The sequence below is a fragment of the Orrella dioscoreae genome, from assembly GCF_900089455.2.
In the GTDB taxonomy this organism is placed as follows: Bacteria; Pseudomonadota; Gammaproteobacteria; order Burkholderiales; family Burkholderiaceae_B; genus Orrella; species Orrella dioscoreae.
Genome location: NZ_LT907988.1, coordinates 648,224 through 666,555 on the forward strand (window position 1 = coordinate 648,224; position 18,332 = coordinate 666,555).

General features: G+C 67.1%; 15 protein-coding genes and 1 tRNA gene. 7 read left to right on the top strand and 9 right to left on the bottom strand.

The features are described from left to right. Positions 1-35: 35 nt before the first annotated feature. Together ODI_RS03075 and ODI_RS03080 are read right to left on the bottom strand one after the other, a co-directional pair. Positions 36-899, bottom strand: coding sequence for a substrate-binding periplasmic protein (locus tag ODI_RS03075; protein WP_067753936.1), 864 nt, complete (start codon positions 897-899; stop codon positions 36-38). Between the two features lie 259 nt (positions 900-1,158). Beyond that, positions 1,159-1,782 carry a helix-turn-helix domain-containing protein gene (locus ODI_RS03080; RefSeq protein WP_098020822.1) on the bottom strand — a complete coding sequence of 208 codons (624 nt, stop codon included), beginning with the start codon at positions 1,780-1,782 and terminating at the stop codon, positions 1,159-1,161. Positions 1,783-1,890: 108 nt separating this feature from the next. Between ODI_RS03080 and ODI_RS03085 the strand changes: the two genes are divergently transcribed. Further along, positions 1,891-2,586, top strand: a complete 696-nt coding sequence (locus ODI_RS03085) for a response regulator transcription factor (RefSeq protein WP_067753942.1) — start codon at positions 1,891-1,893, stop codon at positions 2,584-2,586. Here ODI_RS03085 and proB read toward each other — a convergent pair. The 4 genes from proB to rplU all read right to left on the bottom strand — a co-directional run bounded on the left by proB (position 2,562) and on the right by rplU (position 5,696). Then, positions 2,562-3,719, bottom strand: coding sequence for a glutamate 5-kinase (proB, locus tag ODI_RS03090; RefSeq protein ID WP_067753945.1), 1,158 nt, complete (start codon positions 3,717-3,719; stop codon positions 2,562-2,564). The two genes, ODI_RS03085 and proB, sit on opposite strands and share 25 nt — an antisense overlap. Before the next feature lie 51 nt (positions 3,720-3,770). Continuing rightward, positions 3,771-4,916 carry a GTPase ObgE gene (gene obgE / locus ODI_RS03095; protein WP_067753948.1) on the bottom strand — a complete coding sequence of 382 codons (1,146 nt, stop codon included), beginning with the start codon at positions 4,914-4,916 and terminating at the stop codon, positions 3,771-3,773. A gap of 130 nt (positions 4,917-5,046) precedes the next feature. Next, entirely contained in the window at positions 5,047-5,307 is a 261-nt protein-coding gene (gene rpmA / locus ODI_RS03100; protein ID WP_067753951.1) for a 50S ribosomal protein L27, read from the bottom strand. Positions 5,308-5,384: 77 nt separating this feature from the next. Further along, positions 5,385-5,696, bottom strand: a complete 312-nt coding sequence (gene rplU, locus ODI_RS03105; protein ID WP_067753954.1) for a 50S ribosomal protein L21 — start codon at positions 5,694-5,696, stop codon at positions 5,385-5,387. A 254-nt stretch (positions 5,697-5,950) separates the two neighbouring features. Between rplU and ODI_RS03110 the strand changes: the two genes are divergently transcribed. The 3 genes from ODI_RS03110 (at position 5,951) to ODI_RS03120 (ending at position 9,213) form a co-directional block, all read left to right on the top strand. Then, the gene (locus ODI_RS03110) at positions 5,951-6,916 is read left to right on the top strand and encodes a polyprenyl synthetase family protein (protein ID WP_067753956.1); all 966 of its coding nucleotides are present in this window, start codon (positions 5,951-5,953) and stop codon (positions 6,914-6,916) included. A gap of 66 nt (positions 6,917-6,982) precedes the next feature. Beyond that, positions 6,983-7,059: transfer RNA gene (locus ODI_RS03115), tRNA-Pro, on the top strand. 531 nt (positions 7,060-7,590) lie between these two features. Further along, positions 7,591-9,213, top strand: a complete 1,623-nt coding sequence (locus ODI_RS03120) for a methyl-accepting chemotaxis protein (RefSeq protein ID WP_231968180.1) — start codon at positions 7,591-7,593, stop codon at positions 9,211-9,213. 116 nt (positions 9,214-9,329) lie between these two features. On the opposite strand, the gene ODI_RS03125 is transcribed toward ODI_RS03120, so the two are convergent. The 3 genes from ODI_RS03125 to ODI_RS03135 all read right to left on the bottom strand — a co-directional run bounded on the left by ODI_RS03125 (position 9,330) and on the right by ODI_RS03135 (position 13,484). Further along, a protein-coding gene (locus tag ODI_RS03125; protein ID WP_098020823.1) for an IS3 family transposase occupies positions 9,330-10,684 on the bottom strand; the annotation gives its coding sequence in 2 pieces (ribosomal slippage) (positions 9,330-10,228 and positions 10,228-10,684; 1,356 coding nt in all). Between the two features lie 83 nt (positions 10,685-10,767). Beyond that, complete coding sequence (locus ODI_RS03130) at positions 10,768-12,600, bottom strand: alkaline phosphatase D family protein (RefSeq protein ID WP_082985374.1); 1,833 nt, start codon at positions 12,598-12,600, stop codon at positions 10,768-10,770. Between the two features lie 167 nt (positions 12,601-12,767). After that, complete coding sequence (locus ODI_RS03135) at positions 12,768-13,484, bottom strand: GntR family transcriptional regulator (RefSeq protein ID WP_067755800.1); 717 nt, start codon at positions 13,482-13,484, stop codon at positions 12,768-12,770. Between the two features lie 112 nt (positions 13,485-13,596). Here ODI_RS03135 and ODI_RS03140 point away from each other — a divergent pair, with 112 nt between their 5' ends. The 3 genes from ODI_RS03140 to ODI_RS03150 all read left to right on the top strand — a co-directional run bounded on the left by ODI_RS03140 (position 13,597) and on the right by ODI_RS03150 (position 18,324). Beyond that, the gene (locus ODI_RS03140) at positions 13,597-14,850 is read left to right on the top strand and encodes an ABC transporter substrate-binding protein (protein ID WP_067755803.1); all 1,254 of its coding nucleotides are present in this window, start codon (positions 13,597-13,599) and stop codon (positions 14,848-14,850) included. A gap of 84 nt (positions 14,851-14,934) precedes the next feature. Continuing rightward, positions 14,935-15,810, top strand: coding sequence for a branched-chain amino acid ABC transporter permease (locus tag ODI_RS03145; protein WP_067755852.1), 876 nt, complete (start codon positions 14,935-14,937; stop codon positions 15,808-15,810). Positions 15,811-15,813: 3 nt separating this feature from the next. Next, the gene (locus tag ODI_RS03150) at positions 15,814-18,324 is read left to right on the top strand and encodes a branched-chain amino acid ABC transporter ATP-binding protein/permease (RefSeq protein WP_067755806.1); all 2,511 of its coding nucleotides are present in this window, start codon (positions 15,814-15,816) and stop codon (positions 18,322-18,324) included. The last annotated feature ends 8 nt before the right edge of the window (positions 18,325-18,332 follow it).

Sequence of the window (18,332 nt, forward strand, 5' to 3'; positions counted from 1 at the left end):
GGCTATCGCCTCCCTTGCGGCGGTGGGAGAAACGATCACGGGCAAGCGGGCAGCGACCAGCTTTCCGGCCGGTCCACCCCGTGCCGGGCGTTGGCGCCCTGGGGCACGTACCACACGTCCTGCTCCAGCCCGTAGGTCTTGCCGATCCCGCGCATGGCGCATTCCTTCCACAGCTTGGCGATCTCCGCGTTCACGGCGCTGGCCAGCGCTTCGCTGTCCTTGTTCATGCCGAAGACCACCTGCCCCATGCCGGTCAGCAAGGGGAACTTCGGATCGTTGTCCTCGAACGCGTTGAACTTGAGCTTCCAGTCCGGATTGCGCGACAGGGCGTACTGCATGACGGGCGGGTCGCCGATGACCGCGTCGATGCGGCCTGCCAGCAGGTCGCGCACGGCGGCGTCCGAGGTGTCGTAGAGCGACAGCGTCAGGCCGTCGAGCTTGCGCAGTTCAGGAATGAACGAGAACCCGGTGATCGTGCCGACCTTCTTGTTCTCCAGGTCCTTCAGGCGGGTCCAGTTGGTCTTCTCGGTCTGCGTGATGCCGTTCTTGAAGTACTGGATGGGGTCGCTCAGCGTCATGATCTTCGCGCGCTGCGCCGTCCACCCCATGGTGCCCGCCATGATGTCCACGCGTCCCGATTGCACCGAGGCGATCGTGCCCGACCACTCCATGAGCGCGGGCTTGATCTTCAGGTTCAGCGCGCGCGCAACGCGTTCCAGCACTTCGCCGTCGTAGCCGGTCATGCGGCCGTCCTGCCATCCGGTGCCCGGCATGTCGCCCGAGAACGCGACGGTGAGCACGCCCGGCTCGACGGTCTTGAGCGGCTGCGCCGTCGCGGGCGTGGTGACGGAGAGGAAGGCGCAAGCCGCGACCGCGCCCGCCAGCAGATAGGTACGCATGATATGACCCCTTGTTTGTTGTTGCGTGGAATGTGCGGCGATCTTATGTGGGCGAGGCGTGGCCGGATAGCAGAAAAGCGCGGAGAAATGGCACCGTTGCGACATCGAGGGAAATCCCTTGTCTCCTTTGCTGGCGCGGCTTTGCGGGGAACGCCAGCATGGTGCGCGATGCCCCGTCGGCGCGCGTGCCGGCATCGCCTGCGACACCAATTCGGTGCGGGCATGTCGACACGGTGACGGCAACGCGGGGTGCGCGGGATTAAGTAGGGCGGCGGGATTTGCGCGTGGACACGGGCGTGCCTTGCTCCGCATGGAGCGAGTCCAGCAGCGCGCGCATGGCCTGGCGCAGGAAGCGCCGGTTCTCGGGATGGAGTTGCAGGTAGCGCTCGTGATCGCGCGCGTCGAACAGCCATTCCGCGGGTTGGGCGGGTTGCTCCGCCGTCAACTCGTCGCGCAGGGTTGGCGTGTTGTGGCGTGGCATGGGATACCCAGCCGCCGTGGCGGTGGCTTCCATGGCCCCCTGGCCGTTCTCCAGCCATGCGGGGCTGACCGCAAGCGCCTGCGCCAGCCGCAGCAGCGCACGGCTGGAATTGCGCAGATCGCTTTCGTAATTGCCGATCGCGCTTTGCGATACCTTGCTCGCCAGCGCCAGTTCGCGCTGGGTCATGCCGCGCAGGTGTCGCGCGTGACGGAGCCGTTCGCCAAAGGTTTTCACGTCCGTGATTGAATCGGAGCTTCCAATCACTTTGGTGTTCGGTAGAATCACGTTCGTGATGATCGGGTGGGCGCGGTGCGCGGCAGACCGGTAATCCAGGTGCGGCGGCGCGCAGGAAGAGGCAAAGAATCTCTTAGTTGACGTCAGCAGTATCGCCTGGGTCTCCATAATCTGCGGGGCTCGCGCCAGGACTCAAGAAAAAATCCCGATCTTTCCTCGACGCTTCCCCCGAGCCCGGCGCATTGCCCGCGTCGGTGCGCCACGCAAGGAAACCGCATGGACCATTTCGTCGCCACGGGCCGTCCCGTGCTTGTGCTGTCCTCCGATGAGGCCTTCCGCCGTGCCGCCGTGCGCGCCATGCGCCGCTGCGGCATGGGCGTCGAGGGATGCCGTTCGGAAGGCGACGCGCATCGGCGTGTCGCGGGTGACAGGGCGCCCCTGCTGGTACTGGCGGGGTCTCCGGCGACGTTGGCCAGCCTGTGCTCGGGCTTGCGGCAACGCAGTCCCCAGGCGGGCATCGTCGCGGTGTCGCACTACGACGGCGCCGACCAGCGCATCGAGGTCATGCGGCAGGGCGCAGACCTGTGCCTGGCAGGGGATCTGCAGGTGGGAGAGCTGGTGGCGGCGTTGCAGGCGCTGGCCCGCCGGGTCAATGGCCGCGGCGTGCCGGATGCGCCCTTGCGGCCAGCCCCGTCAGTCTGGCGGCTGTTGGAGAAAGGATGGGTGCTGCGCGCGCCCGAGGGTGCCAGCCTGGTGCTGACGGGCGCCGAGCGCGCGTTCATGGCCGAGCTGCTGGCGGCGCCCGATGCACGCCTCGACCGGCGCGCCTATCTGGCCGCGCGTGCCGGGGAAACCACGCGCCGCCTGGACATGCTGGTGTGCCGCCTGCGCCGCAAGGCCGCGCGGCAAGGCATCGATTTGCCGCTGCGCACCGTCTCGGGCTGGGGTTACGCGTTCGCGGGGGCGCTCTGAAGCACCACGAGATTGTCGCGGTGCATGAGTTCGGGTTCGGACATGCTGCCCAGCACCGCGGCGATCTGTGAAGAGGGCTTGCGCAGGATGCGGCGCGTGTCGCCCGCGGAATAATTGATGAGGCCGCGGGCGCATTCGCGTCCGGTCTCGTCCACGCAGGCCACCACGTCGCCGCGCGCGAATTCGCCTTCCGCCTGCAGCACGCCGATGGGCAGCAGGCTCTTGCCTTCCTGCAGCAACGCGCGCACGGCGCCGGCGTCCAGCACCACGCGGCCGCGCAGCCGCAGGTGATCGGCCAGCCATTGCTTGCGCGCCGACCACACCGGCATCGTGGCCTGCAATTCCGTGCCGATGCATTCGCCCTGGGCCAGGCGCAGCAGCACGTTGTGCTCGCGGCCCGAGGCCACCACCGTGTGGGCGCCGCTGCGCGCGGCACGCTTGGCCGCCAGGATCTTGGTCAGCATGCCGCCCGTGCCCACCGCGCTGCCGGCGCCGCCCGCCATGGCTTCCAGGCTGGGCTCGCCCGCCTGCGCATGCGCGACGAAGCGCGCATCGGGATTCTTGCGGGGATCGGACTCGTACAGGCCGCGTTGGTCGGTCAGGATGATCAGCGCGTCGGCCTCGATCAGGTTGGTGACCAGCGCGCCCAGCGTGTCGTTGTCGCCCAGGCGGATCTCGTCGGTGACCACCGTGTCGTTCTCGTTCACGATGGGCACCACGCCCAGGCGCAGCAGCGCGAAGAGCGTCGAGCGCGCGTTCAGGTAGCGGGTGCGGTCGGCCAGGTCTTCGTGGGTCAGCAGGATCTGCGCGGTGCGCAGGCCGAACTCGGCGAAGGCGGCCTCGTAGGCCTGGGCCAGGCCCATCTGGCCCACGGCGGCGGCGGCCTGGAGTTCGTGCATGGCCGCCGGACGCTGGTGCCAGCCCAGCCGCGCCATGCCTTCGGCGATGGCGCCGCTGGACACCAGCACGACCTGCTTGCCCTGCTGGCGCAGCGCGGCGATCTGCCGGGCCCAGTGCGACAGCGCGTTGCGGTCCATGCCGCGTCCCTCGTTGGTGACCAGCGAGGAGCCCACCTTGACGACCAGGCGGCCGGCGGGGGCGACAACGGAGACAGCAGGCGTGGCGGCGGACATGACCGGAGGAACGAGTAAGGGGGGAGGCGGCGGGGATGCCGCGATTATGACCTATTGCGCGTCGTCGGGCGGCGTGGCGTTGGCCTGGGTTTGGGTCTGATCGCGGGCAGGGTCGAAGCGCGGGTCTTCCGGCACGTAGGTGCCGGCGGCTTCGTCCTCCGCCTGCTGGTCCTTGCTGCGTTCGGCATCCAGGTAGTCCTGCAGCGCGTAGAGCAGGTCGCGCGTGCCGTCGCCGGTCAGGGCCGAGATCGCGAAGGTGGGGCCCTGCCAGTCCAGCTGCTCGACGAAGCGCGCCTGCAGGCCCGCCGGGTCCTCGCCTGCCATGTCCAGCTTGTTCAGGATCAGCCAGCGCGGCTTGGCGTGGAGGTCGGCGTCATAGCGGCGCAGTTCCTCGACGATGGCGCGGGCGTTCTCCACGGCTTGCGGGATGGGGTCGGCGTCCGGGTCGGGCGAGGCGACATCCACCAGGTGCAGCAGCACGCGGGTGCGCGCCAGGTGCCGCAGGAACTGGTGGCCCAGGCCGGCGCCTTCCGAGGCGCCTTCGATCAGGCCGGGAATGTCGGCGATGACGAAGCTGCGGGCCTCGGAGGTGCGCACCACGCCCAGGTTCGGGTGCAGCGTGGTGAAGGGATAGTCGGCGATCTTGGGGCGCGCGTTCGACACGCGGGCAATGAAGGTGGATTTGCCGGCGTTGGGCATGCCCAGCAGGCCGACGTCGGCCAGCACCTTCAGTTCCAGCCGCAGCTTGCGCTGCTCGCCTTCGCGGCCGGGCGTCCATTGGCGCGGCGCGCGGTTCACGCTGGACTTGAAGTGCAGGTTGCCCATGCCGCCCTGGCCACCGGCGGCCAGCGTCACCTGCTGCGCGTGGTGGTTGAGGTCGAACAGCACCTCGCCGGTCTCGGCGTCGTGCACGATGGTGCCCACGGGCACGCGCAGGGTGATGTCGGGGGCGGCGGCGCCGTACTGGTCCGAGCCGCGGCCGTTCTCGCCATTCTTGGCGCGGTGCAGGCGGGCGTAGCGGAAGTCGATCAGCGTGTTGATGTTGCGGTCGGCCACGGCATAGATGCTGCCGCCGCGTCCGCCATCGCCGCCGTCTGGGCCGCCGCGGGGAATGAATTTTTCGCGGCGAAAGCTCGCCACGCCGTTGCCGCCTTTGCCGGCGATGACTTCGATGGTGGCTTCGTCGACGAATTTCATGATCTGTGTGTCCTAAGCGCGGCCGCGTGGCCGCCAAGTGTGCCGTCCCGGGGGACAAGCAAAAAAGCCCTGCCGCCAGGGCAGGGCTTTTTCAGCCAGGCTTGCGGCCGGCTTGCGTGCGTGGCGCGACTTACTCGGCAGCCAGGACCGACACGGTCTGCTTGCTGAGCTTGCCCTTGACGCCGAACTTCACGTGACCGTCGGTCAGCGCGTACAGGGTGTGGTCCTTGCCCACGCCGACGTTGGTGCCGGGGTGGAAGCGGGTGCCACGCTGGCGCACGATGATGCCGCCAGCCAGGATGGCCTGGCCGCCGTACACCTTGACGCCAAGGCGTTTACTTTCTGAGTCGCGGCCGTTGCGGGTTGAGCCGCCGCCCTTTTTCTGTGCCATGTTTGGCTCCTACGAATTCTTGCCCCAGGAGGCTGAGAAAGGATGCTGGGAAGATACCGGATCTGCTCGGTGCCAGATCAGCCCGTGATCGCGTCGATGCGGATCTCGGTGTAGTTCTGGCGATGGCCTTGACGCTTCTGGTAGTGCTTGCGACGGCGCATCTTGAAGATCTTGACCTTGTCGTGGCGTCCTTGCGCAAGAACCGTGACCTTGACCGCGGCGCCGGAAACGAAGGGCGCGCCGATCTTCAGCGTTTCGCCTTCGCCCACGGACAGAACCTGGTCCAGGGTGATTTCTTGCCCAATGTCTGCCGGTATCTGTTCGATTTTGAGTTTTTCGCCAGCGGCAACGCGATACTGCTTGCCACCGGTTTTTATGACCGCGTACATGAGGGTTCCTTGGAAAATATTCCGGCACAAAAAGCGCCGAACTCGGGATTCTAGCCCGCAAGCCATTGATAGTCAAACGAAAGTCAAGCGGGCGCACCGGGAAATGGGCTTTCCGGCCGGCGCCGATGCGCCTGGGCGCAGGGGAGGGGCCGCCACGCCCGTATAATCGGCTGTTGTTTGCGCGCACCGGGATAGCCCGGCGCCCGCCCGCTTGCCCTTCGCCCAAGGGGCGTTTTTTCGATACCGGATCCGCCTTGAATCTGTCTGACTTGCTTGCCCCCGTTGCCGACGACATGAAGTCCGTCGATGCCGTCATCCGAGCCAGGCTGGATTCCGAGGTGGTGCTGATCCGTACCATCGGTGAATACATCGTCAGCGCCGGCGGCAAGCGCATGCGCCCGGCACTGCTGCTCATGATCGCGCGTGCGCTGGGTTACCAGGGCGCCCACCACCACCTGCTGGCCGCGGTCGTCGAGTTCATCCACACCTCGACCCTGCTGCACGATGACGTGGTCGACGAGTCCGACCTGCGCCGTGGCCGCAGCACCGCCAACGCGGTCTTCGGCAACGCCGCCAGCGTGCTGGTGGGCGACTACCTCTATTCGCGCGCCTTCGAGATGATGGTCGAGGCCAACTCCATGCGCATCATGGAGATCATGTCCGGCGCCACCACGGTCATCGCCGAAGGCGAGGTGCTGCAGCTGCTGAACGTGCGCGACCCCGAGGTCTCCGAGGCGCGCTACCTGCAGGTGGTGCGCTACAAGACCGGCAAGCTCTTCGAGGCCTCGGCCCAGGTGGGCGCCGTGCTGGCGGGCGCCACGCCCGAGCAGGAAGCCGCCGCCGCCGCCTATGGCCGCCACATCGGCACGGCCTTCCAGCTGATCGACGACGTGCTGGACTACAGCGGCGACGCAGGCGCCCTGGGCAAGAACGTGGGCGACGACCTGCGTGAAGGCAAGCCCACGCTGCCGCTCATCCGCGTCATGGAAGTGGGCACGCCCGCGCAACGCGACCTGGTCCGTTCGGCCATTGAAACGGGCGAGGGCGACTTCGAGGCGGTGGCCGCGGCCATCCATGCCACCGATGCGCTGGACCATGCCCGCCGCTGCGCGCTGGCCGAGGCCGGGACAGCCCGGGAGGCCCTGGCTGCGTACCCGATTTCCGATTTCTCGAAATCCCTGCTAGAATTTTGCGCTTTCGCGGTGGATCGTGATCGCTGACCTGTTTCACAGGGTGGGGATCAGGAAGTTCCGCCGCGGGGAAGATAGAAGTAGAAGCATCAAGTACGGGGCGTAGCTCAGCCTGGTAGAGTACTGCGTTCGGGACGCAGGAGTCGGAGGTTCGAATCCTCTCGCCCCGACCAGCTTAGTGATTTGGCTAAGCAGGTCGGACCTTGATGGCAAGATTCAGGACGACATTCCCGATATATCGTCCGCAGGAAGCCGGCACGCGCAAGCGATGCCGGCTTTTTTGTCGCTGGGCCGCCCCAAGACAAAAAGCGGCCCCCTTGGGGGGCAGCAAGCCGAAGGCGCGGCGTGGGGGCTTTTTTGTGTTTGTTTGCCGCGCCATTCGCGCGCGCCACTTTTCTCCCCACGTCTCCATATCCAGGGCGCTCGCGCCGCGGGTGGCGGGCCTGCACGCCGAAAAACTTCATCGCTGCCGCCGCGGCCGCCATCAAGGCCCTCGATCGATCTGCCTGTCTCCATCAATAGAACCGATTGGCGAATGGTGTCATTTAATGTCACTATTTTGCGTGTTTTGTTGCGTATGGTTTCAGTGTTCAGCGCGATGACGCTGGCCGATGCGGCGATTCCCACGCAGCATTCACTGGCCATGCCGGCAGGGAAAACCGGCGCAGGCCGCTCAAGGCGGACAACACATGAACTTGCATCGCATGAAAGTAGCCTCGCGCCTGGCGCTGGGTTTTGGCATCCTGCTGGCCCTCTTGGGCGTGATCGGCGGGCTGGGCTTGTACGGCATGAACGAGATGCGGCGCAGCCTGGTGGACATCACCGAGGTGAACGCAGTACAGAAGCAGTTGGCGGACGACATGTACATGGCGCTGCAGGTGCGTGCGGTCAACGTGCGCAGCGTGGCGCTCTTTACCGCGCCCGACCTGGTCAAGGCCGAGTACGACCGCTTTAACGACGCGGGCAAGCGTTACCAGGACGCATCGGCGCGCCTGGCGCAGATGTATCGCGACGATCCCCATACGACGGCCGAGGAGCATGCGCTGCTGGCGGATATCCAGCGCCTGGCCCAGGAGACCGTTCCCTATGCGAACCAGGTGATGCAACTCATGCTGGATGGCCGGGTGGAAGAGGGGACCGCCGTGCTGGGCAAGGAGCTGCGCGGGCGCCAGCATGCCTGGCTGGCGCAGCTGGAAAAGCTGGCCGACCTGGAAGCGACGCTGTCGACCGACACCGCCGACGCGGCGCAAGTGACGGGGGCGGGCCTGTCCGTCACCATCGGCGTGGCTGCCGGCCTGGCCCTGTTGCTGGGCATCCTGGCGGCCGTGCTGATCACCCGCAGCATCCTGCGCCAGCTGGGCGGCGAGCCCGCCGAGGCGCAACGCGTGGCCGGCGAGATCGCCTCGGGCAATCTGGCCGTGCGCCTGGCCGTGCCTGCGGGCGACGACGCCAGCCTGATGGCGTCGCTGGAGGCGATGCGCCGACGGCTGGGCAGCATCGTCCACGGCATCCGCGAATCGGCGGAATCGATTTCCAGCGCCGCCGAACAGATCGCCCAGGGCAACACCGAGCTGTCGCAGCGCACCGAGGAGCAGGCCGCTTCGCTGGAGGAAACCGCCGCCAGCATGGAAGAGCTGACCTCCACGGTCCGGCAGAACAACGAAAGCGCCCGCCAGGGCAGCGAGCTGGCCGTGACCTCGGCCGCGCAGGTGCGCCAGACCGGCGAGCTGGTGTCGCAGGTGGTGGCCAGCATGAACGCCATCCAGGACAGCTCGGGCAGGATCAACGACATCATCTCGGTGATCGAGAGCATCGCCTTCCAGACCAACATCCTGGCGCTCAATGCGGCGGTGGAGGCCGCGCGTGCAGGCGAGCAGGGCCGCGGCTTCGCGGTCGTGGCCTCGGAGGTGCGTGCGCTGGCGCAACGCAGCGCCACGGCGGCCAAGGAGGTGCGCGAGATCATCGAGCGTTCGTCGGGCATCATCCAGGACGGCACGCGCCTGGCCAGCCGCACCGGCGAGAACATGGGCGACGTGGTCAAGGCCGTGGGCGCGATGGCGGACATCAACGGCGAAATCGCCAATGCCTCTGGCGAGCAGACCCAGGGCATCGAGCAGGTGGGCGTGGCGGTGGCGCAGATGGATTCGGTCACGCAGCAGAATGCCGCGCTGGTCGAGGAGGCGTCGGCCGCGGCGCAGGCCTTGGCGGAACAGTCGCGCTATCTGTTGCGCGCGATCTCGATCTTCAAGGTGGACGGCGAGCCGCTGCGCGTGGCGGTGGAACAGGCCGAGCGCGGCGCGGGCATGCCGCGATTGTTGACGGCTTGATCGCCGCGCCAGGATCGGCCTGGATGGACGGATCCTGGCGTGAAGCGCAACGGCCCCCGAGCCCGGCGTGCCGCCGGGTTTTGAACTGACCCCCAGAAGTTGGACAGTTTAAAAGGTCAGGCGGCCAAGGCCTGAGTTCGGTATTGCACCGGGCTCAGGCCTTTTAGTTTGAGCCGGATACGCTGGTGGTTGTAGTAGTGGATGAACTGGCCGATGGCCTTTTGAAGCTGCTCGATGCTGTCGTAGCGGCGCAGGTAGAAGCACTCGGTCTTGAGCGTGGCGAACCAGCTCTCCATGGCGGCGTTGTCCAGGCAGTTGCCCTTGCGCGACATGCTTTGCGTGAGGCCACGATCGGCCAGCATGCGCCGGTAGCTGGGCTGCTGGTACTGCCAGCCCTGGTCCGAGTGCAGCAGCGGTTGGTCGCCCGGCGACAGGCGGCGCATCGCCTTCTTGAGCATGTTGCCCACCAGCCCGAACAACGGACGCTCGCTGGTCTCGTAGGCCACGATCTCACCGTTGTACAGGTCCATCACCGGCGACAGATACAGCTTCTGGCCGCGCACGTTGAACTCCGTCACGTCGGTGACCCACTTCTGGTTCGGACGGTCGGCCTCGAACTGGCGCGCCAGCACGTTCGGCGCCACGCGGCCTACCTCGCCTCGGTACGAGCGATACCTCTTCGGCCGCACCAAGGACTTCAGTCCCAACGCCCGCATCAGCTTCTGCACCGTCTTGTGGTTCACGCACTGGCCGGCCTGGCGCAGCGCGGCCGTGATGCGTCGGTAGCCGTAGCGGCCCTTGTGGCGCGCATAGACGGCACTGATCCTGGCCTTGAGCCCCGCAGACTTGTCTGCCACGCCCCGCGCCTTCAAGTGGTAGTAGAACGTGCTGCGCGAGAGCCCTGCGACTGCCAGCAGCACACCTACGCGATGCTCTTGCCTCAACCCAGCGATCAACTGCGCTTTTTCTGCGCTGCCGCCCTCTTTTGCTGGATCAAGGCATCGAGCTTTTTTAGGTAGGCGTTCTCCGCTCGGAGGTACTCGTTTTCCTTGAGCACCTCCTCAAGGGTTTTCTGCTCTGGGGCTGTGGGCCCTGACGGTTTTACTGACTGATCTGACATGGCTCTGCATCCGCGCCGACGGCGCTCAAGGGCTTCATTTCCACCCTCATGATACTGACGCTCCCACCTACCAATGTGGCTCGCCGAGCGAATATCAAATGCTGCCGCCGTCTGCGTCAGAGACCACCCCTCACGCCACATCCGATTGAGCACCTGCAGCTTGAATGCCGCGTCGTAGCTCGCGCCCTTGCGACGCAGGCCGCACACCCCGTGCTCTCGATAGCTACTTACCCACCGCCTGACTGTGGCGTGACCAAGACCGTGCCTGGCGCCCACCGTCTTCGATCCCCCCGATCCTGACAGATACTCCTTCACTACCTTGAGCTTGAAACGCTCGTCGTACTTCGCCATGCAAAAACCCCCGAAGATTGGATTTCGTCCAACTTTCGGGGGTCAGTTCATTTGGGGGCCGTTTTTCCTCGCGTGAGCTGACGTCAGCCGACGATGTCATCCAGCAGCCGGCGGTTGGCCGCGCCCGGCAGCACGCGCAGGCTCTTGTCCAGCACGGCCGTGTAGGCTTCCTGCTGCACGGTGTCGACCATGTGCCAATCCGCGCGGACTTCGGCGTGGGTGGCGGTGATCACCATGTAGCCGCGGCGGCTGGTGTCGGAATACTGCAGGCTGCCAGCCCAGTGGCTGCCGACGGCGCCCAAGGTGTTCAGGTTGGACAACTGGCGAACCAGCGCCGACAGCGCCGCGGGCGGATATCCCGCGCCCAGGTATTCCTCGAAGCCCGGCGAGCTGACCGACGAGGTGGCGAACTCGACGCCCACGCGTTCGCCCGCGATGCTGCGCAGGTCGCTGGCCCAGGCGTTGTGCGTGTCGCCGGCCAGCACCACCAGGTTCTTGTCCAGGGTGCGCGCGGTCTGCAGCACGGTTTCGCGTGCGGCCCAGTAGCCGTCCCACGAGTCGAGGTTGTAGGGCAGGCTGGGCAGGTCCAGGATGGCGTTTTCCGGGGCCGTCAGGACTTCACCGTTGCTCCGGCGTTGCAGCAGCGTCGCATAGGCCGCCGGGTCGATCGTGAAGCCGGGCGGGAGGGTCACGTCGCCAAGCTGGCCCGCGCCGGCCAGCAGGCCCAGCAGCACGGGCAGCGGCAGGGTCACGGGGGCCATCAGCACCTGCTGGCCCAGCACCTGCCACGTGGCCGACGAGGCCATCATGCCCTGTTGCAGCCAGCCCAGTTGCTCGGCGCCCAGCAACTGGCGGTTCGTGTCGCCGAGATCCGTGCCCAGCTGGGTCAGGAAGTCCGTCAGGCCCGCTGCGGGATCGGGGTTGCCCAGCAGGGCAGGGAAGTAGCGGGTGTAGTCCAGCTGTTCGTCGCGTGCGACCAGGCGGGTGTCCAGCATGTGCAAGGTCAGCAGGTCGCCGAACTCGAAGCGTCGATAGAGGTGGTCGACCGGCACCTGTTCACGGGTGGGCAGCCATTCGTGATAGGCCTTCACGGCCGCGACCTTGCGCACGTCGAACGCGCCTTCGGTCTCGGGCTGGTGGTTCTCGGCGCCTTCGCGCCAGGTGTTGTTGGCGATTTCGTGATCGTCCCAGATCACGATGAAGGGCAGGGCGGCGTGCACGGCCTGCAGGTCGGCGTCGGTGCGATATTGCGCGTAGCGGCGGCGATAGTCGGTCAGCGAGACGATCTCGTTGGCGGGTTCCGAGACGCGGCCCATGGCGGCGGCGTTGTCCGAGGCATAGCCGTCGCTGGCGTATTCGTAGATGTAGTCGCCCAGGTGGATGGCGGCATGCAGGTCGTCACGGCGCGCGGCTTCGGCGTACACGTGGAAGTAACCCGCGGGGAAGTTCGAACAGGAGAACACGGCCAGCCGCGCCTGGCTGACGGCGCCGGCAGGCAGGGTGCGGGTGCGGCCGATGGTGCTGGTGGTGACGTCGTGCTTGAAGCGGTACCAGTACACGGTGTTGGCGGCCAGGCCCGTGACGTCGATCTTGGCGGTGTAGTCGCGCGAGGCATCGGTGAGCAGCGTGCCGGTCTTCAGGCCGCGCGTGAAGGCGTCGTCCTCGGCCAGCTCCCAGACCAGCTCGACCTCGCGCTCGCGCTCAGGCGTGATGCGGGTCCACAGGATGACGCGATCGGCAAGCGGATCGCCACTGGCCACGCCATGCAGGAAACTGGCGCTGGGCGCGGGATTTTGGGACTCGTCGGGATCGTCGTTGCTGCTGCCGCAGGCGCCCAGACCCAGGGAGGAAGCGACAGTGAGGGTGCCGGCAGCGCCGCGGAGGAAGCGGCGGCGCGAGGGGATGTTCGTCGTCATGGGGTTTGCGATTCGTCGTTGGCTGTGGGAGGGGGACGAACGCAAGTTTGGTGGGGGTTGGTGACAGCCCTGTGAAATCTGGTGTGGGGGGGATCGCTGGGTTGACGGCCGCCGAGGGTGGGCGGCCGACGGCACGACCACCCTCGGCGGCCGTCAACTAGGCAGTCTTAACCCTCATCCCCGGCATCATCCGCATCCAACAGCACCCCCGCCGCGATGATCGTGTTCGCGGCGCTCTGGATGTCGTCCCGCAAGGCTTCCCCGGCCCCCACCGTATCGCCCTTGTCCAGCGCGGCGATCATCCGTTGGTGGTGCGTTACCGCCGTGCGCTCCTTCACTCTCGGCGAGCCCGAGCGCAGGTCGTAGTTCAGGATCGGCCCCACCCGCAGCCACAGGCTCTCGATCATCTTGAAGAGCAGCGGCATCTGCGCCGCGCGGTACATCGCGAAGTGCAGTTCGCGGTTGAACAGGATCAGCTTGGCGGCGTCGGGTTCGGCGGTCCGCATCTCCGCTTCCAGCTTCTCGTTCCAGCCGCGCATCTCCCTGGTCAGCGCCTTGGTGCAGTGCTGTGCCGCGTGGTGCGCCGCCAGCGACTCCACGTGCACGCGGATGTAGGTCATCTCGCGGAATGCGCTCACCGTCATGCGGGGCACGCGGATGCTGCGGTTGGCGGTGACTTCCAGCGCCTGCTCGGCCACCAGTTGATAGACCGCTTCCCGCACAGGCATGACGCTGACGCCCAGCGCCTGGGCGGTGGTGCGCAGCGAGATCTGCTCGCCGGGACGCAGGCGGCCGCTGGTCAGCAGTTCGCGGATCTGCGCGTGGACGTCGGCGCCAAGCGTCTGGCGCTTGGGGACGGGAGTGACGAGTTCGGTGAGGGCCATGGGCGGAATTATATTAGGGTATCCACGGTATTGGTATCTGTGATCACAGATATACACTCGATTCCAGAAAGGCGGCACAGCCTTCGCGCAACACCATCCAAAGGAGACTTTCGTGAAGACAGGCAATCCCCGTTTTTCCGCGTCACGCCGGCAGCTGGTGCTTGGCGCGACGACGGCCGCCGTGCTGGGCGCGGCACCCGCGCTGTTGCGCGCGCAATCCTCGGACGTCTATCGCATCGGCCACCTGACGCCGCGCACCGGCTTCCTCGGTCCGATGGGCGAGTACGCCGTCATGGGCGCGACGCTGGCGGTCGACGAGGTCAACCAGGCGGGCGGCGTGCGTGGCCGCAAGTTCCAGTTGATGAGCGAGGACAGCGTCAATCCGCAGACGGCCTCGGCCAAGGCGCAACGCATGGTCGAGCGCGACGGCGTGCTGGCGCTGGTGGGCGAGATCAGTTCGGCCTCGGGCCTGGCGATCTCGCAAGTGGCCGCGCGCGCCAACAAGCTGTTCCTGCAGACGGGCTGCAATTCCGACGAGCTGCGGGGCAAGAGCTGCAGCCGCACGCTGTTCCACCTGGAAGCCAACAACACCATGTATGTGCGCACGGTGGGCCGTGAACTGCTGCGCCAGAACATGGTGAAGGGCAAGCGCTGGATGGCGTTCACCGCCGACTACGCCTTCGGCCACGACCTCTTCGCGCAGACCAAGAAGTTCATGGACGAGCACGGCGCGGTGTTCGTGTCCAACGACATGATCCCCACCGACGCCACGGAGTTCAGCTCGGTGATCCTGAAGATCCGCCAGCAGAAGCCGGACCTGGTCATGAGCAACCTGGCGGGCAACCAGACCACGAACTTCATGAAGCAGTACAACGAGTTCGGCCTGCCCATTCCGCTGGCGGGCGCGGACCTGAACGCCACCAGCATCTGGGGCGCGGGGGCGGCCGGCTTCAGCGGCGTGTGGCCCATCATCTGGACGCACCAGGTGAAGTCGCCCTCGGGCCAGAAGTTCACTGAAGCCTTCACCAGGCGCTTCGGCCGTCCGCCCGACAACCAGGCCATCGCCGACTACCTGGCGGTGAAGGTGTTGGCCCAGGCCATCAAGGAAACCGACAGCGACGACACGGCCAAGCTCATCGATTACCTGGAGAGCGGCGTGAAGTTCGACGTGCTGCGCCAGCGCGAGGGCTATTTCCGCAAATGGGACCACCAGCTCGTCTTCGAGATGTACACGGTGACGCCCAGCAAGGACAAGTCGGCCGACAAGTGGGACATCTTCCAGACCAGTGCGCCCGTGCCGGGTCCCGAGGAGGACATGGAGCTGCTCCTGCCCACGATGGCGGAGAACGCCTGCAAGTTCGCGTGACGTTTCCCGCGCGCACGGCCCGCGGGGGCCGTGCGCGCAGGGGAAGGCATACCGGTGCAAGTGTCTGGCAAGGAAGCGATGGGCATGGAATTGATCTTCCTCGCCGAGCAGGTGGTCAACGGCCTCCTGCTCGGCTTCTACTACCTGTTGATCGCGCTGGGGCTGTCGATCATCTTCAGCCTGGGCGGCGTGGTGAACCTGGCGCATGGCGCGTTCTTCGCCCTGGGCGCCTATTTCATGGTGACGATCACCGGCTGGGCCGGCTACGGCGTGGGCTTCGTGGCCTCGCCGCTGCTGGTGGCCATCCTGGGCATGATCGTGGAGCGGCTTTTCCTGCGCCGCTTCTACAAGGCCGATCCGGTGCTGAGCCTGCTGTTCACCTTCGGCCTGGCCATGGTGATCGAGCAGTCGCTGCGCATGATCTACGGCGCCTCGCCGCTGCAGTTCTCCATTCCGCCGGCCGCGCGGGGCATGGTCACCGTGGGCGACTTCATGTATCCCAACTACCGGCTGGCCATGCTGGCCGTGGCCCTGGCCGCGCTGGGCGGCACCTGGTGGCTGCTGCGCCGCACCGCCTTCGGCAAAGTGGTGCGTGCCGGGATCAGCGATCCGGACATGGTGCGTGCGCTGGGCATCTCGCTGGCGCCCGTACTGACGGCGGTGTGCGGCATCGGCATCGGCCTGGCGGGCCTGGCGGGCGCCTTGCTCTCGCCCGTGACGGGCGTGCACCCGGCGATGGGGCACGAGATCCTGACCGCCGCCTTCGTGGTGGTGGTGATCGGCGGCCTGGGAAGCTTCTGGGGTGTCGTGGTGGCGGCCGTGCTGGTCGGCGTGCTGCGCGGCCTGACGGCGTACTTCTATCCGCCGGCGTCGGAAGCCTCCCTCTATCTCCTGATGCTGGCCGTCCTGCTGCTGCGTCCCCGCGGCATCATGGGCGAGCGCATGGAACGCCTGGAGTAAGCCATGCAGAACACTGAACTCAAGACCCTGGCGGCGCTGGCCGCGGGCCTCGCGGTGCTGCCCTTCGCGCTGCAGGCGGGCGGGCTGACCTATACCTCGGCTGTCGATTGCGTGCTGCTGGCGATGGTCGGCCTGGGGCTGAACGTCCTGCTGGGCCAGACCGGCCTGGTGTCCTTCGGGCATGGCGCGTGGTACGGCATTGGCGCCTACACGGTCGCCATCCTGCAGGTGCGTTATCTGCCCGACAGCGTGGTGCTGCCCGTGCTGGGCGCGGTGGCGCTGGTGGCGGTGGCGTCGCTCGCCGTGGGCGCGCTGGTGCTGCGCCGGCGCGGCGTGTATTTCTCGCTGCTCACGCTGGCTTTTTCGGCGCTGTGCTTCACGGTGGCGTTTCGCTGGACCTCGCTGACGGGCGGCGAGAACGGCATGGGCGGCATCGAGCGCCACAGCCTGTTCGGCCTGCCGCTGGATCATGGGCCGACCTTCTATGCTGTGGTGGCCGTGATCGGGCTGGTGGTGGCCGCCCTGCTGCTGCGCCTGACGCACTCGCCTTTCGGCAAGGTGCTGCTCGCCATCCGCGAGAACGAGGTGCGCACGCGCTTCGTCGGCTATCCGGTGCGCCGCTACAAGCTCATCGCCTTCGCCATCTCGGCCACGGTCACGGGCATGGCGGGCGGGCTGGCGGTGCTGAACCACCGGATCGCTTCGGCCGAGAGCCTGTCGGTGCCGTTCTCGGGCGAGCTGCTGGCCATCGTGCTGATCGGCGGCATGCGCAGCTTTGCCGGCCCGATCCTGGGCGCGCTGTTCTTCGTGCTGTTCCGCGAGTACCTGTCGATGGTGACGGAGAACTGGCTGCTCTGGTTCGGCCTGGTGTTCATCGCCTTCATCCTGTTCTCGCCCGCGGGCCTGGCCGGTATCTGGAACCGGGTGTGGCGCATGGTCCGCCCGGAGGCCGACCGCGCCGCCGCGATGGGCGCCCGCAGCACGCCGCCCGAGGTGGGCGAGTTTCCGTCCTTCCTGCAACGTGCCGACCGCCAGCCGCTGGTGGCCGAAGGCGTGAGCAAGCGCTTTGGCGGCGTGAAGGCCGTGGCGGACGTGAGCACCACGATCTCGGACCAGGGCGTGCACGCGCTGATCGGCCCCAATGGCGCGGGCAAGACCTCGTTCTTCAATCTGCTGTCGGGCATGTTCGCGCCCGACGAAGGCAAGGTCAGGCTGGGGACGCGCGATCTCACGGCGGGCACGCCGGACGTGATCTGCGGGGCAGGCGTGGCGCGCTCGTTCCAGATCACCAACCTCTTCAAAGGCCTGTCGGTGCGCGACAACCTGCTGCTGTCGGTCATGGCGCGCGACCCGGCGCGCTACGCCATCCTGCGGCGGGCCTCCGACCTGGACAAGGCCCAGCGCGAGACCGACGAGCTGGTGCGTTTCCTGGGGGTGACCGGCATGGAGACGGCCCTGGCCGAGGACCTGTCCTATGGCGGGCAGCGCCTGGTGGACATGGGCCTGGCGCTGGGCTCCGCGCCGCGCCTGCTGTTGCTGGACGAACCGCTGGCCGGCCTGGCGGTGGCCGAGCGCGACCGCATCGGCCGGCTGATCCGGGCGGTGGGCGACCGCATCGGCGTGCTGCTGGTGGAGCATGACGTGGACCGCGTCTTCGCCCTGTCCGACCGCATCACGGTGATGAACCAGGGCGCCGTGCTGATCGAAGGCGATGCCGCGACGGTGCAGCGTGACGCGCGCGTGCACGAAATCTATATCGGCTCCGGCAGCGAGGCGCTTGCCGCGAAGGTGCAGCCCACCGAGGTGTCCACCGAAGTCACCCTGGCGGTGGCGGGCATCGAGGCCTATTACGGCAAGAGCCACATCCTGTCGGGCATCGGCTTCTCGGCGCATCGCGGCGAGATCGTCGCGGTGCTGGGCCGCAATGGCGCGGGCAAGTCGACCTTGCTGAAGAGCCTCATCGGCATGGCGCGGCTGGCGCAGGGCGAGGTGACGGTGGCGGGGCAGACGATCCAGTCGCCGGTGCCCGAGGCCATGGCGCGGCTGGGCCTGGCCCTCGTGCCGCAGGGCCGGCGCCTCTTCCCCGGGCTGACGGTGAAGGACAACCTGATGCTGGGCCGCCTGCGCCGCGGCAGCGAGGATGCCTGGGACGACGAGCGTATCTTCTCGATCTTCCCGCGCCTGCGCGAGCGCTACATGGTGAACGCCGAGCTGCTGTCGGGCGGCGAACAGCAGATGGTGGCGATCGCGCGCGCGCTGTCGGGCCATGTGCGCGTGCTGCTGCTGGACGAACCCTTCGAAGGGCTCTCGCCCGCGATGACGGAGGAAGTCTTCAATGCCATCCTGAAGCTCAAGGGCGAGATCACCATCCTCATCGTGGACCACAACCTGGACCTTACGCTGGCGCTGGCCGACACGGCCCTGGTGCTGGATCGCGGACGGGTGTCGCATCACGGGCCGGCGCTGCCGCTCCTGACCGACCTGGCCTTGCGGCGCGAGAAGCTGTGGGTGTGAACAGGGCG